The 16,122-nt window shown below is 67.0% G+C and carries 14 protein-coding genes; 9 read left to right on the top strand and 5 right to left on the bottom strand.

Annotated features, from left to right (window positions below; translation table 11 throughout):
- The first annotated feature begins 7 nt into the window (after window positions 1-7).
- From istA to M5E06_RS31995, 8 genes are all read left to right on the top strand, one after another.
- Window positions 8-1,324 (top strand): IS21 family transposase, encoded by a 1,317-nt coding sequence (gene istA, locus M5E06_RS32030; protein ID WP_502802025.1) that lies wholly within the window; start codon window positions 8-10, stop codon window positions 1,322-1,324.
- Window positions 1,321-2,112 carry an IS21-like element helper ATPase IstB gene (istB, locus tag M5E06_RS32025; RefSeq protein ID WP_353654383.1) on the top strand — a complete coding sequence of 264 codons (792 nt, stop codon included), beginning with the start codon at window positions 1,321-1,323 and terminating at the stop codon, window positions 2,110-2,112. Before istA ends, istB begins: the two co-directional genes overlap by 4 nt.
- 243 nt (window positions 2,113-2,355) lie before the next feature.
- Window positions 2,356-3,096 (top strand): IS4 family transposase, encoded by a 741-nt coding sequence (locus tag M5E06_RS32020; RefSeq protein WP_252141701.1) that lies wholly within the window; start codon window positions 2,356-2,358, stop codon window positions 3,094-3,096.
- Entirely contained in the window at window positions 3,074-3,502 is a 429-nt protein-coding gene (tnpA, locus tag M5E06_RS32015; RefSeq protein ID WP_252141700.1) for an IS66 family insertion sequence element accessory protein TnpA, read from the top strand. The genes M5E06_RS32020 and tnpA overlap by 23 nt, the downstream gene beginning before the upstream one ends.
- Window positions 3,503-3,627: 125 nt before the next feature.
- Window positions 3,628-4,362, top strand: a complete 735-nt coding sequence (locus M5E06_RS32010) for a transposase (RefSeq protein WP_252141699.1) — start codon at window positions 3,628-3,630, stop codon at window positions 4,360-4,362.
- Window positions 4,363-4,705: 343 nt separating this feature from the next.
- Window positions 4,706-6,634 carry a PhoX family protein gene (locus M5E06_RS32005; protein ID WP_252141698.1) on the top strand — a complete coding sequence of 643 codons (1,929 nt, stop codon included), beginning with the start codon at window positions 4,706-4,708 and terminating at the stop codon, window positions 6,632-6,634.
- 376 nt (window positions 6,635-7,010) lie between these two features.
- On the top strand, window positions 7,011-7,232 hold the full coding sequence (locus M5E06_RS32000; RefSeq protein ID WP_252141697.1) for a hypothetical protein: 222 nt from the start codon (window positions 7,011-7,013) through the stop codon (window positions 7,230-7,232).
- 69 nt (window positions 7,233-7,301) lie between these two features.
- Window positions 7,302-7,520 (top strand): hypothetical protein, encoded by a 219-nt coding sequence (locus tag M5E06_RS31995; protein WP_252141696.1) that lies wholly within the window; start codon window positions 7,302-7,304, stop codon window positions 7,518-7,520.
- 65 nt (window positions 7,521-7,585) lie between these two features.
- Here M5E06_RS31995 and M5E06_RS31990 read toward each other — a convergent pair whose 3' ends face one another.
- Window positions 7,586-8,770 (bottom strand): RNA-guided endonuclease InsQ/TnpB family protein, encoded by a 1,185-nt coding sequence (locus M5E06_RS31990; protein ID WP_252141695.1) that lies wholly within the window; start codon window positions 8,768-8,770, stop codon window positions 7,586-7,588.
- Window positions 8,771-8,880: 110 nt separating this feature from the next.
- On the opposite strand from M5E06_RS31990, the gene M5E06_RS31985 reads away from it, so the two are divergent.
- Window positions 8,881-9,285: a hypothetical protein gene (locus M5E06_RS31985; protein ID WP_252141694.1), complete on the top strand. Its 405-nt coding sequence runs from the start codon at window positions 8,881-8,883 to the stop codon at window positions 9,283-9,285.
- Between the two features lie 16 nt (window positions 9,286-9,301).
- Here the strand turns inward: M5E06_RS31985 and M5E06_RS31980 are convergent, their stop codons facing one another.
- From M5E06_RS31980 to M5E06_RS31965, 4 genes are all read right to left on the bottom strand, one after another.
- Window positions 9,302-10,783 (bottom strand): glycosyltransferase, encoded by a 1,482-nt coding sequence (locus tag M5E06_RS31980; protein ID WP_252141693.1) that lies wholly within the window; start codon window positions 10,781-10,783, stop codon window positions 9,302-9,304.
- Window positions 10,784-10,821: 38 nt separating this feature from the next.
- Complete coding sequence (locus tag M5E06_RS31975; protein WP_502802031.1) at window positions 10,822-11,928, bottom strand: lysylphosphatidylglycerol synthase transmembrane domain-containing protein; 1,107 nt, start codon at window positions 11,926-11,928, stop codon at window positions 10,822-10,824.
- A gap of 141 nt (window positions 11,929-12,069) precedes the next feature.
- Complete coding sequence (locus M5E06_RS31970) at window positions 12,070-13,215, bottom strand: RNA-guided endonuclease InsQ/TnpB family protein (protein ID WP_252141691.1); 1,146 nt, start codon at window positions 13,213-13,215, stop codon at window positions 12,070-12,072.
- A gap of 146 nt (window positions 13,216-13,361) precedes the next feature.
- The gene (locus M5E06_RS31965; protein ID WP_252141690.1) at window positions 13,362-16,037 is read right to left on the bottom strand and encodes a right-handed parallel beta-helix repeat-containing protein; all 2,676 of its coding nucleotides are present in this window, start codon (window positions 16,035-16,037) and stop codon (window positions 13,362-13,364) included.
- Window positions 16,038-16,122 lie beyond the last annotated feature (85 nt).

Below are 16,122 nucleotides of genomic sequence, written 5' to 3'. Positions count from 1 at the left end.
GTAGAGAATGGTCGAGGTCACGATACCGTTGAGTTCCTCCGAGACGACGGATCGGAGGGACGTGATGCTGGCCCCAGACGATGTGACGGCGATGATCCGGTTGCAGGCCCTGGGTTGGGGCACGAAGCGGATCGCCCGGGAGTTGGGGTGCGACCGCAAGACGGTGAAGCGTTACTTGCGTGGTGGTGGTTGGCACCCCTACCGGTCACCGCAGCGGCCTGGTCGGCTCGATGGCTTGACGGACTGGCTCGCCGAGCGCTTCCGGCGGCATCGGGGCAATGCCGACGTCGTCCGCCAGGAGTTGGCGGACGAGCATGGGGTCCAGGTATCGCTGCGCACCGTGGAACGCGCCGTTCAGGGATTGCGCCAGGATCTGGAGGCGGAGAGCCGAGCCACGGTGCGCTTCGAGACGGCGCCGGGGCAGCAGTTGCAGATCGACTTCGGCACCACCGCCGTGGAGATCGGCGGTGAGCGGATGCGGGTTCACCTGTTCGTCGCGACACTGGGCTACTCGCGCCGCAACTTCGTCACGGCGTTCCGTCACGAGCGGCAGTCTGCCTGGATCACCGGCCTGGAGGCCGCCTTCCGGCACTTTGGGGGCGTGCCGCACGAGGTGCTGATCGACAATCCCAAGACCCTGGTCACCCATCACGATCGGGAAACCCGGGAAGTGACCTTCAACGACCGCTTCCATGCCTTCGCCCGCTATTGGGGCTTTCGCCCGCGCGCCTGCGCGCCGTATCGGGCGCGCACCAAAGGCAAGGACGAGAACGGTGTCGGCTACGTCAAGAAGAACGCTGTCGCCGGGCGGCGCTTCGCCAGTTGGGAGGCGTTCGAAGGACACCTGGTGCACTGGATGCGCACCATCGCCGATGTCCGCGTTCACGGCACCACGGGCGACCGGCCGATCGACCGCTTCCAGGCCGCCGAAGCGGTCAGCTTGCGGCCGCTGAACGGGCGCCCGCCCTATCTCCAGGTGCGCGAGTTGCACCGCAAGGTCCAGAGCGATGGCACCGTCGGCATCGACACCAACCACTACAGCGTGCCCTGGCGACTGATCGGGCAGAGCGTCACGGTGGAAGTGAGCGACGGCACGGTTCGGGTCCTGCTGGCCGGAAGCGAGGTGGCGCGGCATGTTCAGGCGAGCGGGCGCCGACAACGTGTCATCGACGCCCGTCATCTCGACGGCGTGGTTGGCGTCCCGCCCGACCGCTCCGGAGCCGCGGCACCGCATACCACCGCGGCCGCCACGGCACCGCGCCACGATCCGGACCTGCTGCGGCCGCTGGCGGAGTACGAAGCGGTGATTGGAGGTGGCTGGTGAACGCCGATCCCGATGACCTGACGCGGATGCTGACACGTCTGAAGCTGACCGCGCTGCGCGACCAGATCGACAGCCTGCTCGACGAAGCAGCGCGGCGTGAGCTGAGCCTGCGCGAGGCTTTGGCCTTCCTGTGCGAGGCCGAGGTGGCACGCAAGGACGAGCGGCGCATCCAGATGGCCATGAGCATCGCCAAGTTCCCCTTCGTGCGCACGCTGGAGGGGTTTGAGTACGACGCCCAGCCCTCGCTCGATCCCAAACAGATCCGCGATCTGGCGACCGGCCGTTGGGTGGCCAACGGCGACGCGCTTTTGTTGCTCGGGCCGCCCGGCGTTGGCAAAACGCATTTGGCTGTCGGGCTTGGCCGCGAGGCCATCCGGCACGGCTACTCGGTGTTGTTCGTGTCGGCGGCGACGTTGCTGACGATGTTGACCAAAGCGCATGCCGATGGCCGGTTGGAGGAGCGGCTGGGGCACTTCGCCAAGCCCAAGCTGCTCATTGTGGACGAACTGGGCTACCTACCTCTGGAGACCAATGCGGCGCACCTGTTCTTTATGCTGGTGAGCCGCCGCTATGAACGCGGCAGTATTTTGGTAACCAGCAACCGCAATGTGAGCGAGTGGGGGAGCGTGTTCGGGGACCCCGTGGCCGCGACGGCGATCCTGGATCGCCTGCTTCACCACAGCCACGTTATCACCATCCGCGGCGACAGCTACCGGCTGCGCGAGAAGCGCCGCTCCGGCCTGATCAAGCCAACCCCGTTCGCCACCGACGCACAGAGTTCGGCATGACTGCGCCGACAACCCTTTCCAAGTCCGGCCGACCAGCGCCGCCAGCATCCAGGCTGGATGATCTCCTGCGGATCGGGCTCCCTCAAGCCAGGCCCTGCGGGCCTCCGCCGAAGGCGGCTGGGGGCTTGACCGAGCCCGCCCCGCAGGAGCCGTTGCTCACCATGGATTGCAAGCGGAAGTGACGCTGGACGAAAACCGGGGGCCCTTTCCTCGTGTCGCCAGGGGGCCCATTCCTGAAGTCGTTTGACACGCCTGTTGGCATTGGCGGAAACCGGCACCCATGCGATCTTCGCCGCCGCATTCGACGCCTACGCCGTGGCGGAGACGACGCTGGCCGGGCGTCTGCTCGATCGGCTCCAGCCGGGCATGCTGTGCTTGGCCGACCGAGGCTTCGTCGGCTTCGACCTATGGCAGGCGGCCTGCGCCACGAAAGCCGAGTTGCTGTGGCGACTGCGGGCCAATCAGGTGTTCGCCTGCGAGACGGCGCTGCCGGACGGCTCCTACTTGAGCCACCTGTATGTCTCGCCCGCGCATCGCCGCCGCCGGGAAGGAGGCGTGCTGGTTCGGGTCATCGACTACCAGCTCGACGGTGTGCCGGCGGCTGAGCCCGTATATCGGCTGATCACCACATTGCTTGATCCCGCCACCGCACCCGCCGGCGAGTTGGCCGCGCTGTACCATGAGCGCTGGGAGGCGGAAGTCCTCTTCGCCGAGATCAAGGTGACGCTGCCCGGCCGCCGGCTGATGCTGCGTTCGCGCCGAGCCGATCTGGTTGAGCAGGAAGTCTATGGGCTGCTGCTTGCCCACTTCGCGTTGCGCCACCTGATGGCGCAGGCCAGCCAAGCCCTCGGGGCCGCCGACGCACGCGATCCGGACACGCTCTCCTTCCTGCACACGGTGCGTGTGGTGCGCCGCCATCTGCCGCTACATGCGGCGTTCTCCCCCTCGGCGACGGCAGCGGATGCTGATGATGATCCTGGCTGAAATCCGGGCGGTGCCCGCAGAACGGAGCCGCGGGCGCCACAATCCGCGCGTGGTGAAACGCAAGATGAGCAACTTTCCCACCCGCAGCCGAGCCGCCGCGACGGACCATCGCCGCTGGAGCTACGAGGACCACATCCACATTCTACCGCCCACTGACCTGCAGCCGCCGGCTCCCCTTCCCAAAACGCCTGAACCAGTGTCCGCGGCCGAACTGCCAACCACCACGGCAGATCGCCATGCCGCGACACCAGACCGCCAGCATGTCAAGGCGTGGCGCGCCAGCAGCCTATCGCGAGCCGACTACTGCCGCCGGCATGCCCTCAATCCAAACACCTTCAATCGTTGGGTGGACTGCCAACGACCCAGCGTCCGGCCAAACTACCGCAAAGTTCAAGGCGCCCTTTAACGACACGGTATTGCCGCTAGCCGGGAAAATTCATGAGGGTTGGCGGGGGTAGTGGCATCTGTTGAGCGGCCATAGGATTTGGGTGCTGACGCCAACTCCTGCCGTTTCCGGAGCGCCCACCCGCCATGGTTGATCATACCCTGCCGCTGCCCGGCCCATCACCCGTTGCTGGAAAGCCGGTGATCGGGCGCTTTGATGGCGGCCGCTTGTCCTCCGATGGCGGGCTGCTGGTGCTGCGGGAGGTGGCGAAGCGGCTGGGGGTTGCCGATCGTCTGGCCGCCTGCATTGAGGACCCGCGCGATCCCACCCGCACCGTGCATTCGTTGGCCGACATCATTGGCTTCCGCCTGCTGGCGATCGCGGCGGGCTACGAGGACGCCAACGACGCCGGCAGCCTGCGCTCCGACCCGCTGTTCAAGATGGCCCTGGAGCGCCTGCCGTCGGAGCGCGACCTGTGCTCGCAAGCCACCATCTCGCGGCTGGAGAACCTGCCGGATACCCGGGCTCTGCTGCGCATGGGCCGAGCCATGGTCGATCTCTACTGCGCGTCCTTCCGCCAAGTGCCCAAGCGCATCGTGCTGGATATAGACGACACCTTCGACACGGTGCATGGCGGCCAGCAGTTGCGCCTGTTCTTGCACGCCGGGGCGTACTGGCTGCTGTGGAGCCTGCGCTCGCTGATGCCGAAGCGCTCCCGCTGGCGCTCGGTCCAGTTCGACACCTTGCGGCTGCGCTTGGTGAAGATCGCCGCGCGCATCGTCGAGATGAAGACCCAGATCAAGGTCCACCTGCCGACCAGCGCGCCTGATCAGGCGATCATCCACCTCGCCCTCGGGCGCCTGCCGCGGCTCATCTGCTGAGCACCGGAGCAGCGTGCCCCAGCCCTCACCCAATCCCGTCCACCACCAACTCCGCCACCGTCACGCCGCCGTCAGCGCGGCGGCCAACGACGCGCGCCTATGCAGCCCCACGTTGATCATCTCCACGCGGCAACCAGACCGCTCACCACCCTGGTGAATAAAGGCGGCTAGATATTGGGATCAACGGCTGTCGTCGGGCAGCGACCGTCAAACTGTAACATCCTCGCTGTAGCTTCCCGGCGCTCGCCCAAGAACAAGGCCGCTCCGCCCCGCCCTCCAGTGGTTCGACGGCGCGGCCCCGTGCCAGCCGCTTGCCCCAATGAGGGTTCGGGAGACATCCACTATGACCACCCTGTCCGTCCATCTGACTGAAACGTCGCGCCGTTCGGTGCTCCGTGCGCTTGCCGGGTTGCCTCTGCTGCCGGTCGCCGGTGTGGGCGCCGGCGAGCTGCTGTTCGCCTCGAGCGCCCAAGCGGCATCCGCCAAGGGGGCGCCGGTTGCCGTCGAGTTCGTCGGCATGGCCGCTCCCACCACCGCCGCAGCGCAAGCCAAGACCACGGTTGAGTCCAGCATGGTCGTGACCTGGGCTGACGGCTCCAAGCAAAGCTTCGCGCTCGGCTATCAGCCGCTGTTCATCACCGGCGACCAGGTCCCCGACGGCAAAGGCGGCACGATCCTGGCCGGCGGCTATACCGACATCAACGGCAAGCCGATCCTCGACCAGTCGATGGCGACTCCGGCGCCGTTCTTCTCCGACTGCCCGGACGGCTGCAACCTGCTGGCCCCGATCCCCGGCGCCAAGGTGGCGGGCGTGACCGGCAACACCCTGTTCGCCGTCGTCCAGTTCGAATACGCCACCCGCGATTCCAAGGACGCCTCGATGTACGGCAAGCTGCCGTCGCCGATCGCCGTCCTGACGCTGGACCAGAACAAGGAAACCGGTGCCTTGAAGCTGGTACAGTACCACAATGTCGACACCAGCCCGGCACACGGCCTGTGGATCACCTGCGGCGCCAGCCTGTCGCCCTGGAACACCCACCTGTCGAGCGAGGAGTACGAGCCGGACGCGGCGGCGCTCGACGACCAGTTCCGCGCCTACAGCAAGACCCTGTTCGGCGACGAGACCAAGGCCAACCCCTACCACTACGGCCACCTGCCGGAAGTGACGGTGAACGCCGACGGCACCGGCACCATCAAGAAGCACTATTGCCTGGGCCGCATCTCGCACGAGCTGGTGCAGGTGATGCCGGACGAGCGCACCGTGCTGATGGGTGACGACGCCACCAACGGCGGCCTGTTCATGTTCATCGCCGATCAGGCCAAGGACCTGTCCGCCGGCACCCTCTATGCCGCCAAGATGGAGCAGGAGGCCGGCAAGGACATCGACAAGGGCGGCGCCTTCGCCCTGAAATGGATCAAGCTGGGCCACGCCACCAGCGCCGAGATCGAGAAGCTGGCCGACAGCCTGAAGGCCGCCGACATCGTCGAGGTGAAGACGGAGGATCCGAAGGACCCGTCCTTCACCGCCATCCCCTTCAGCGGCAAGACCCAGTGGGTCAAGTTCAAGCCGGGCATGGAGAAGGCCGCCGCCTTCCTGGAGACCCACCGCTACGCCCCCACCGTCGGCGCCACGCTGGCCCTGACCAAGCTGGAAGGCGTGACCGTCAACGCCAAGGACAAGACCGCCTACATGGCCGTGTCCTACATCTACAAGACGATGAGCGACGGCAAGAACGGCATCAAGGTCGACAAGATCAACGCCGGCGCCGTCTATCAGCTGCCGATGACGGGCGGCCAGACCGACATGGCAGGATCCGCCATCGCCAGCGACTGGGTGCCGGTGCATTTCAGCGCTGTTCCGGCCCTGGTCGGCCGCGACCTGGCCACGCCGGACGCGCTGGGCAACACCGCCGACGCCGACCGGATCGCCAACCCCGACAACCTGAAATTCTCCGAGAAGCTGCGCACGCTGTTCATCGGTGAGGACAGCGGCAATCACGTCAACAACTTCCTGTGGGCCTACAACGTCGAGACCAAGACGCTGGCCCGCATCCTGTCCTGCCCGGCGGGTGCGGAATCGACCGGCCTGCAGGCGGTCGACGACGTCAACGGCTTCTCCTACATCATGAGCAACTTCCAGCACCCCGGCGACTGGGAGAAGGGGCTGCACGACAAGATGAAGGACAGCCTCGCCGGGCTGATCGACGACGCCTACCGCAACCGCCGCGCCGGCGGCGTCGGCTACATCCACGGGCTGCCCCAGGCAGTTTGATGGCCCAGTTCTCGCCGATGGTCGGCGCCGCACTGGCCCAGTCACTGGCTCAGTCACTGGCCCGATGGAACGCAGCTTTCACGAACGGCCTGCGGCTCTGGCACCAGAGCCATGACTGGCGGCTGTACCGCTTATGACGAAACAGGCCCCGGGACTTTCCGGGGCCTGTTTTCGGTCGCCTGCCGGACCCGGCCCCCCTCATCGAAAGAAGTAACACTACCGACAAATCGCATAGCGGCGTTTTTCTTGGAAGGGGTAATCACCAATCGACCTGGGACCAATCGGTGATCTTAACACCTCGTTAACTGGCCGGATGGCTCAATAAGCTCATCAGAACGGGCAGAAGCCTCCACCACGAATACTAAGGATCGCCGCCATGTCCAAGATTGATTGCGCCGTGAACGTCTTTGCCTCTGCTTCCCTTCACCTGGATGTGGTCGACGAATTCATCGCCATCACCCAGTCGAAGCTGAGCGGCACCACCAGCGATTTCGCCCGCGACAGCCTGACCGACCTGCTCTCCGGCCTGACCGACCAGCGCGAGTCCTACCGCGCCGTGCTCGCCGCCGCCCCGACTGCCAACGCCCTCGCCGCCTGACCCGACCGATCCAGTCCGCGCCGGCAGCTCCGCTCCCATCGCCCCCCTCTTCCGCGAAAGACCGCCATCATGACCGCCCCGATCGCCGCCCCGATTGCCCAGGACGTCCTCGCCGCCGCCACCCTGCATCTGGACGTGCTGGAGGAGTTCATCGCCGTCGTCCGCCGCCGGATGGCGTCGACCACCGACACCTTCGCCCGCGACAGCCTGACCGACCTGCTGCTGAACCTCACCGAACAGCGCGACGGCTACCAGGCCCTCGCCATGCCGGCCATCGTCGTCGCCTGACGGCGGCGTCACATCGCCCGGTCGCGGGCCGGGCAAGGCGCGATGGTCAGTGATCACTCCGTCGGCTAAAAGCCAACGGCTTCTCGGACAAGCTCCGCGGCACCTCGCCGGCTTGGCGTCCGAAGGCCTGATCCCGGCCTGACTCTGTTGTGCCCGAAGGCCCGGAACTCAACGACGTTGGCAGCGGCCACGTCGCGGTCTTCAACCAGACCGCAGTCCGGGCACCGATGCACGCGGTCGGCCAGGGTCTTTTCGACTCTCGCCCCACAGCACGGGCACTCTTGCGATGTTCCGCGCGGGTCGACTTTCACCATCAGCTTACCGGCTCTTTCAGCCTTGTAAGCGATGAGCGACATCAATTGCCCCCACGCGGCGTCCAACACGTCCTTGGCCAACATCGACCGAGCGAGACCTTGGATGTTCAATTCTTCGACGGCGATGCGATCGTATCTGGCGACGATGCTCGCGGCGAGTTTGTGTAGATAGTCGGCGCGGCGGTTTGCCACCCTCCGACTGTAAGCTGCCAAGCGCTCCTTCGCCTTTTTCCGGCGCTTGCTCCGCAGATTTGGCTTACGACTACGGGAGACGGCGCGCTGACGCTTACGGAGCCCCTTGGCGGCTGTCTTGGTCCATCTCGGCCGTTCGACCAGAGCGCCGTCCGACGTCGCCACCAGCGCCGATAGACCGGCATCAACGCCGACGGTCTCGGGGCCAACGACTGAATGCACATCCGGCACATCGAGCTGGAAAACGACAGACCACTTGCCGGCTTGGCGGGTGATGATCGCCGAGCCGCACGTCGCGTCCTTCGGCCAATCCCGATGCCATTTGACCTTCACGAGGCCGGAAACGCCGAGAATTGACAGCCGGTGTCCCGACTTCATCGTCAAGCCATCGCCAAACCGGAAGTCGGCCGCGTGGAAGCGGGCGGAGGCCTTAAACCGGGGGAACCCGGCCTTAGCGCCGCGCTTCACGCGACCAAAGAAGGCAGTGAAGGTCTTGTTGAGCCGACGCAATACTTGCTGCTCGGCGGAGAAGGAATAATTACCAAGCTCCGGCACTTCAGTGCGCAACAGCTTGAGTTCGTCGGCCTGCGTCTTATAGGTCAGCGACACCGCCCGGCGCCGGTAGGCCTCAATGCGCTGCTGTAGGCCGGCGTTGTAGAGCTGGCAAAACCAATACAGCATCTCACCCAGCGCCTCGTTTTGGCGCCGGTTGGGATACAGCCGGTATTTGTAGCTCAGCTTCATTTGCTACGAGCGTTCCTGTTTTGTGCCAGTGTATACGCAATCCATGCTGGCCGCAAGTCACCGAGCCGAATTCCCCTGCCAGCTGAAGCAAGCAGTCCCCTTCGGCCTCCATGATGGATCCGCTTCCGTCCTCCACCGAAGGACGCCTGCTTCTCGCGGCGTTCGTCGTCCTCCTGACCCTGATCAGCCTTTCTGTCCTGGGAGAGCGCACTCTGCCGCTGTTCGGCGACAACCGCGATCTTGTCGGACGGGTTTACAAGACGCTGTTCGTCGGGCTGGGCAGCGGCATGTTCAGCCTCGCGGCCCCGGCGCTGGTCATCGGTCTCATCGGCCGCCTGCGCATTCTCTTCACCCGGATCGAAGTTAAGGGCGCCATCGCCGACGCCATCCTGCGCGACCGCGCGCTGGATCAGGCGCAGACCGCCGGCTTCGTGCTGATGGCGCTGTTCGCCATCGCCGGCATCATCGCGGCGGCGCTGGTCTGGACCGGCGAACTCTGGCCGGGCGAACGTTGACCCTGCGCCGGGAGGCTCAGAAGGCCTTCAGCTTCTTCCACGCGAACACCACCATGCGGGCCAGCAGCCAGCCGTGGGTGAAGCGGGAGATCTGGGTCTCGCCATAGCTGCGGTCGGCGTAGCGCACCGGCACCTCGACGATCTTCAGGTTCTGCTTGGCGGCGCCGAAGATCAGGTCGAAATCGCCGAACGGGTCGAAATCGCCGAAGTAATGGCGGTTGGCGACGATGGTCTCGTAATCCTGGCGCCACAACACCTTGGTGCCGCACAGCGTGTCGGTGAAACGCTGGTTCAGCAGGAAGGAGAAGATGCGCGCAAAGGCCCGGTTGGCCAGGAAGTTCAGGAAGCGCATCGCCTCCGGCGCCATCGGATAAACGAGCCGGGTGCCGTTCACGAACTCGCCACGCCCCGACACCATCGCCTGATAGAATTTCCCCATCGTCTCCGGCGGCACCGTCAGGTCGGCGTCGAGGATGATGAGGATGTCGCCACGCGCCACAGCGAAGCCGGCGCGCACCGCGTCGCCCTTGCCCTTGCCGGGCTGCTTCATGACCTTGATGTCCCAGTCGGGATAGGCGTCGCGGACGCGCAAGCACTCCTCATAGGTGTTGTCCTGGCTGTTGCCCTCGACATAGATCACCTCGATGTCGGGGGCGAAGCGGGGCAGGCGGCGGATGGCGTTCTCGATGTTGCCGCGCTCGTTGCGGCAGGGGATCAGGACGGTGACCGAGGCCGGCTTGCCATCCACCGTCACCGCCTCGACGGTGGGCTGCGGCCGGGCGACGACATAATTGCGCACACACAGCCGGCGGATGCCCGGCAGGGGAGCGACATAGCGGTTGACCAGCGTGCCCAACCCGAACAGGCGCTTCGGGATCAGCTGGCGCCATTCGCGACGCACCGGCTCCCAGCCGGCCAGATCCAGCAGGTTGACGATGTCGCTGGTGGACAGCCAGTTCTGCTGGCCCTGCGGCATGCGCATCCCGAGCTTCTCCGCCGCCCACAGGATCGGCTCCCAGGCGCGGGAGTGATAGCTGACGATGATGCGGGTCTTGGAATTGGCGACCCGGCGCAGCAGGCGCAGCGTCTCCTCGATGTCGTCGAGGAAGCCGATGGTGCCCGACAGCAGGATGTGGCTGAACGGTCCCTCGATGGTGTCGATGGTCGCCGGATCCTCGGCATCGGCGGCGACCAGCTCCAGCTGCGGGTGGCGCGCCTTCGCCACGGCGATGGTCGCCGGGCTGAGGTCGATGCCAACGCCGCGCGCCGGCTTCAGGGCGGCCAGCGTGTCGCCGACGCCGCAGCCGATCTCCAACACCGTCGCCCCTTCCGGAATCAGGAAGCGCAGATAGGCGCGGTCGCCCTCGTGGAAGGCGCGGTTGCGCTCGGCCCAGCGGTCGCGCACCGGGGCCATGGCGTCGAACAGCTGGCAGATCCGCTGCTGGCGGGGGGAGAGGCTGCGCATCTCGGCGGCGGTGTCCGGCGTGGCGGCATCCATGGAAGCGCTCCGGGAAAGCGTCGGGGTCGGCTGGTCGGTCATCGGGAGAAATCCGTGGGAAAGGCGTCGGGGCCGCCAAGGGAGCCAGCAGAGGAGCCGGCAACCGGCTTTGCCGCGGTCTCGCTGCGCAGCAGCAGCCAGAACAGGCCGCCGGGCAGCGACAGGACGGCGATCGACAGCCCGATCAGCAGCGAAACCAGAAGGGCCGCGTCGGCATCGACGCCGAGCAGCGCGAAACCGGCCACCATCGCCCCCTCGCGCACGCCCCAGCCGCCGAGCGAGACGGGCAAGGCGGCGGCGACGATGGCGGCCGGCACGATGGCCAGCCCGTCCAGCCAGCCGAGCGGCAGGCCGATCGAGCGGGCAAACAGGATGGTGGCGGTGATGGTGGCGAGGTGGACGCCGATGCTGTGGCCCAGCGCCGCCCAGGCGGCCGGGTTGCCGGCCATGGCGCGCAGCTGCGCCACCGCCCCCCAGACGGTCCGCCCCAGCGCCCCGTCGCGCAGCCGTTTCGGGATCGGCAACCGGTCGCGCGGGATGCGCCCGGCCAGCAGCAGCAACCCCATCGCCACCGCCAGGGCCAGCGCCCCGGCCAGCACGGTGCCGGCGACGGCGGGCGGCGCCACCGCCGCCAGATGCGGCAGCCCGACCAGCCCGATCAGCACCACGCCCAGCAGCGCCATCAGCCGGTCGACCAGCAGGGCCACCATCACCGGGCCGGCCGGATGCCCGAGCCGCCAGGTGAACCAGCCGCGCAGCAGGTCGGCGCCGACGGATCCCGGCAGGATCTGACCGACGAAGCCGCTGGCCATCTGCAGGCGGAAGGCGGTCCAGCGGGTCAGGGAGAAGCCGGCAGCCCGGCCCACCGCCCGCCACCGCTGCGAGGCGAAGGGCAGGGTCAGCGCCTTCACAACGAAGCCGGCGGCGAACAGCCACGGATCGGCGGCCGACAGGCGCGTGGCAATGCCCGGCCAATCGGCCCCAGCGGCGAGCGCGCCTAAGACCGCGACTGTCACCGCCAGCTTGACCAGCAGCGGCCACCGCCGTCTGGCGCTGGTTGGCTGGCGCCCCGGAGGCGCCGTCAGCCCGTACGGCGCCTCTGAGGCTGGCTGCCGGGCAACTGGGTCAAGCAGAAGGTGAGACATCATCCCTGCACACAAGCCGGGCGCCCTGCCAGAGAACGCCAAACGCGCGTTGTACCGGCTTGCGTCAAGCTTGTCATCCATGTGAGCGGGCTCTCCTGGTGACAACTCCGCCGGTTAAAGCGCGGCGGCTTCTCGGACCAGCTAGGCGGCACCCCGCTGGCTTGGTGTCCGAAGGCCGTGTCCCGGCCCCGTGGCGTGGCTGGCCCGCTGCAGGATGACCGTGGCTGCCGCAACGTCGCGGTCCATCACGCAGCCGCAGAGGCAGCGGTGGACCCGGATGTCGAGCGTCTTGGCGACCACGGCCCCGCACTGCGGGCAGGTCTGGCTGGTGCCGCGCGGATCGACCGCTTCCACCCGAGTGCCGGCGCTTGCAGCCTTGTACTCGAGGAAGGAACGGAGCTGGCCCCAGGCGGCGTTGTGAACGGACTTGGCGAGCATTGAGCGGGCCAGTCGCTCGACGCTCAGGTCTTCGAGGGCGATGAAGGCGTAGCGGTCGACCAGCGAGCGGCTGAGCTTGTGCAGGACGTCACGGCGCTGGTTGGCGGTGCGGGCGCTGTGCCGGGCCAGTCGCTGCTTGGCCTTGCGCCGGCGCTGGCTGCCCCGTTTGCAGCGGGACAGCGCGCGCTGGAGACGGCGCTGCGTCTTGGCGGCGCGCTTGGTCCACGGCGGCGTCGGCACCACCTCGCCGTCCGAGGTGGCAACCAGAGATGTCAGACCAACATCGATGCCGACGGCGGCGCCGTCGCGCTCCGCCACCGCCACATCCGGCACGGTGACCTGGAAGCAGACGGACCAGTGTCCGGCAGACCGCGACAGAACGGCGGCGCCGAGCTTGGCGCCCGGCGGCAACGGCCGGTGCCACTTGACCTTGATGTCGCCGAAAAGGCCGGTGAGCCCGAGGCGCCCGCTCTTGCGCAGCGTCAGGCCATCGCCGACGCGGAACTCGGCGCTGTCGAAGCGAGCCTTGGCCTGGAAGCGCGGGAAGCCGGCCTTGCCTTTCGCCTTGAGGCGACGGAAGAAGGCCTGGAAGGCCTTGTCGAGGCGGCGCAGGACCTGCTGCTGGGCGGAGAAGCTGTAGCCGGCCAGGCGCTCATCGGCGGCGCGGACGGCCTTCAGTTCGCCGGCTTGGTCGGTGTAGCGCAAGGTCTTGCGCCGACGGCGGTAAGCTTCGATGCGTTGCTGCAGAGCGGCGTTGTAGAGGTCGCAGAACGCGCCCAGCATCGCTTCCATCCCGGCGACTTGTGCTTGGGTGGGATAGAGGCGGTATTTGTAGCTGAGCACGGACATGCGATGAGTTTACCTGTCGTTCCCGGTTCGTTCAACTCTCGATCTTCGGCCTGCGGCCGACCGGCTTTCCTCCGCCGCCTCAAGGCGGCGGTCCCCAGCCGGATCACCTGATGGGAGAACCCGCTCGCATGGACCTGTCCCGCCGCTCACCCGCTGGTCTGAACCCAGCTGGGGTCAAAGGCGTCGCGGCGCACGCCGGCCAGGGTGATGCCCTGGTCGGAGGTGAAGACGATGACCGCCTCGCCGGCGGCGTTGGCGCTGAGCGAGTAACCCTGGCCGGCAGCCAGCCGGATGCGGTCGCCCTCGGCAGCGGAGAAGTCGGTGATGACATCCTGGCCGCTGGCACCGGAGAAGACGAACAGGTCTCCTCCCGCACCGCCGCTTAGCGTGTCGTTACCGAGATCGCCCGACAGCCAGTCAGCGCCAAGATCACCGAACAGCCGGTCATCGCCCTGGCCGCCATAAAGCGTGTCATCATCGCGCCCGCCAAACAGCGTGTCTGAGCCACTGTTGCCGACCAGCTGGTCACGCCCGGCATTGCCGACCAGCCGGTCATTGCCGAGGTCGCCCATCAGCCAGTCATCGCCGTCGTCGCCATTCAGCCCATCATCGTCCCGCCCGCCATAGAGCCGGTCATTGCCGCGCCCCCCATAGAGCAGGTCGGCACCGGCATTGCCGTACAGGCTGTCATTGCCCACATTGCCGAACAGCTGGTCGGCGCCATCCCCACCAGCCCCCCAATCATCACCGCCCCCACACCAGACGGTCTCTTGTCCAGCGGCCCCTTGCAGGATGTCGACCGCATCGTTGCCCACGATCATGCTGGCGATTGGGGCCGCGGCGGTTGGGGTGCTGCGCAAGGTCGCAGTGGTGGCCCCGGTGGCAGCCACCATGCTGGTGCCGGTCGCCAAGGATGGCGAAACCGACACCAGCGGCACTGTTGCGCCCAGGTCAACCGAGGCGGCCACTGCCGTCGGCAGGGCGATTGCCGGCACCGTCAGGGGGGCAGTGCCCATCTGCGCCCAGTTGAGATCGTGCATGCCAAGAAGCGTCGCGGCAGAACCAAGCCGGTAGTCCCCGGCATCCGGGTTGACGAACACCCCGGATGCCGCCGTGTCGCCAGTGGTCAGCAGCCGGGTCCCCTGCACCAGATTGCCGGTGACGGTGTAGGAGCCTGGGGTCCAAAACTCCCAGTAATCCACACCGGTGGAGGAGGAGATGACGTTGCCGGTCACCCGGTTGTTGCTGAGCAGACCGATAGTCCCGGCGCTCGGCACCCATTCCAGCCGGATGAAGCGTTCGCGCGGGTTGGAGAGGGCGGCGAGATTGTTGGTGACGGTGTTGGAATCGCCGCCATGGATGAAGACGCTGGCCCAGCCGGTGTTCTGGATGAAGTTGTCCTGAACGGTGACGCCGTTGGCCATATCGTCCAGATAGATGCCAAAGCTCTTGTGGCGGTCAAGCCAGCCCGACCCGTCGGTCGCCAGCCCGCCAACGCTGCGGATGTCGTTGCCGCGGATGATCGTGCGGGTGTCAAGATTGGAGCGGCCCAGCATCTCGATGGCGCCGCCGTCGGCGGTCTCGGTCATCGTGTTGTAGAGGCGATTGTATTCCACCACCGTGTCGGTGTTGACGGTGGCGCCGTCCCAGTTCTTGATCGAGATGCCGTAACGCGGGCTGTTGCGGATGTCGTTGCCGGAGATCAGCGTGCCGCTGGTGCCGTAGAGCTGGATGCCAGCAACGTCCTTCAGCACCTCGCCGATGTCCGAGAGGCTGTTGGCACTGATCCGGTTGCCGTTGCTGCCGTAGGTGACCTTGATGCCGCCGGCCCCCAGATGCTCCAGCCGGTTGGCCTCGATCGCGTTGCCGGACGATCCGGTCAGCGTCATCGCAGTGCCAGCATTGACAAAGCGGTTGCCGGCGATGCTGTTGGCGGGCGCGTTGGTCAGCGTCAGGGCTGAGCCGTCCCAGCTGGTGTCGGCGAAGGTCAGCCCCTGGAGGGTGACGCCGCTCGCCCCGTTCAGCGCCAAGAGCGTGCCGAGCCGCGCCACCACCGCACCCTGGCTCAGCAGGATGCTGGGGTCCTGCGGCTTCACCACTAGCCGGCCGGTCTCGGCCTGCCAGGCGAATTCGCTGGCGTCGCGGATGAAGGCGTCGTCGTTCAACAGGCGATAGGTGCCGCCGCTGCGCAGGGGATACTTCACCCCCTGGGTGAAGCTGATGGTGCGGCTGCCGGCATCGGTGGAGGCGACGCCGACGATGGTGTCGGACAGCCGTTCGGTGTCGAAGGTCTGGACCATCGTGCCGGGCTGGACCCCGGCGGCCAGCACCGCCGCCATCGCCCCGTCACCGGCCGCGACGCGCAGGCTGGTCCTGCTGGCGCCGTCGCCCACCGCCTCCAGCACCGACCAGCCCGACTTGACGTCGCCGGCGTTCCAGTCGCCGGTCTGCGCCACCTTCTGCCGCACCCCACCGATGAAGAGGTCGAGGCCGGTGGCAAAGGTCGCCGCGGCATAGAGCCCGCCGCCGATGGCGGTGAAACCGCCGACCCGTTCGCCGCCGCTGAAGACCGGCGTCTCGCCCGGATAGGCCAGGATACGCACGCCGTTGTCGGCCCCGGTCAGCGTGACCGTGCGCGCCATGGCATAGGTGCCGCCACGGACATAGGTGTCGCGGATGCCGGTCGCCCGCATCGCGCCCTGCGCGCGTTCCAGCGTGGCGAAGGGGCCGTCCGTCCCGTCGGCATTGGGTGCCGCCAAACGCCCCGACCAGAAATCGTTGCCGTTGGTCGCGACGTAGAAAGCCTGCTGCGTGTCTGTCATTGCCGGATTGCCTTGCCGATATCGGGCAATCACACGGCATGGATACTTAATAAGGAGGTAGCCTCATCCTTTCGGATGCTCACTT

It is taken from the genome of Azospirillum sp. A1-3, from assembly GCF_023806445.1.
Classification (GTDB): Bacteria; Pseudomonadota; Alphaproteobacteria; order Azospirillales; family Azospirillaceae; genus Azospirillum.
Note: the sequence above shows the minus strand (reverse complement) of the source record. Positions and strands in the feature narration are given on the sequence as shown.

What these genes read in the sequence shown, in the direction of transcription:
- istA (WP_502802025.1), top strand. Translation starts at nt 8, where the DNA reads ATGGTCGAGGTCACGATACCGTTGAGTTCCTCCGAGACGACGGATCGG.
- tnpA (WP_252141700.1), top strand. Translation starts at nt 3,074, where the DNA reads ATGCTGATGATGATCCTGGCTGAAATCCGGGCGGTGCCCGCAGAACGG.
- M5E06_RS32010 (WP_252141699.1), top strand. Translation starts at nt 3,628, where the DNA reads ATGGTTGATCATACCCTGCCGCTGCCCGGCCCATCACCCGTTGCTGGA.
- M5E06_RS32005 (WP_252141698.1), top strand. Translation starts at nt 4,706, where the DNA reads ATGACCACCCTGTCCGTCCATCTGACTGAAACGTCGCGCCGTTCGGTG.
- M5E06_RS32000 (WP_252141697.1), top strand. Translation starts at nt 7,011, where the DNA reads ATGTCCAAGATTGATTGCGCCGTGAACGTCTTTGCCTCTGCTTCCCTT.
- M5E06_RS31995 (WP_252141696.1), top strand. Translation starts at nt 7,302, where the DNA reads ATGACCGCCCCGATCGCCGCCCCGATTGCCCAGGACGTCCTCGCCGCC.
- M5E06_RS31990 (WP_252141695.1), bottom strand. Translation starts at nt 8,770, where the DNA reads ATGAAGCTGAGCTACAAATACCGGCTGTATCCCAACCGGCGCCAAAAC.
- M5E06_RS31985 (WP_252141694.1), top strand. Translation starts at nt 8,881, where the DNA reads ATGATGGATCCGCTTCCGTCCTCCACCGAAGGACGCCTGCTTCTCGCG.
- M5E06_RS31980 (WP_252141693.1), bottom strand. Translation starts at nt 10,783, where the DNA reads ATGGATGCCGCCACGCCGGACACCGCCGCCGAGATGCGCAGCCTCTCC.
- M5E06_RS31975 (WP_502802031.1), bottom strand. Translation starts at nt 11,928, where the DNA reads ATGTCTCACCTTCTGCTTGACCCAGTTGCCCGGCAGCCAGCCTCAGAG.
- M5E06_RS31970 (WP_252141691.1), bottom strand. Translation starts at nt 13,215, where the DNA reads ATGTCCGTGCTCAGCTACAAATACCGCCTCTATCCCACCCAAGCACAA.
- M5E06_RS31965 (WP_252141690.1), bottom strand. Translation starts at nt 16,037, where the DNA reads ATGACAGACACGCAGCAGGCTTTCTACGTCGCGACCAACGGCAACGAT.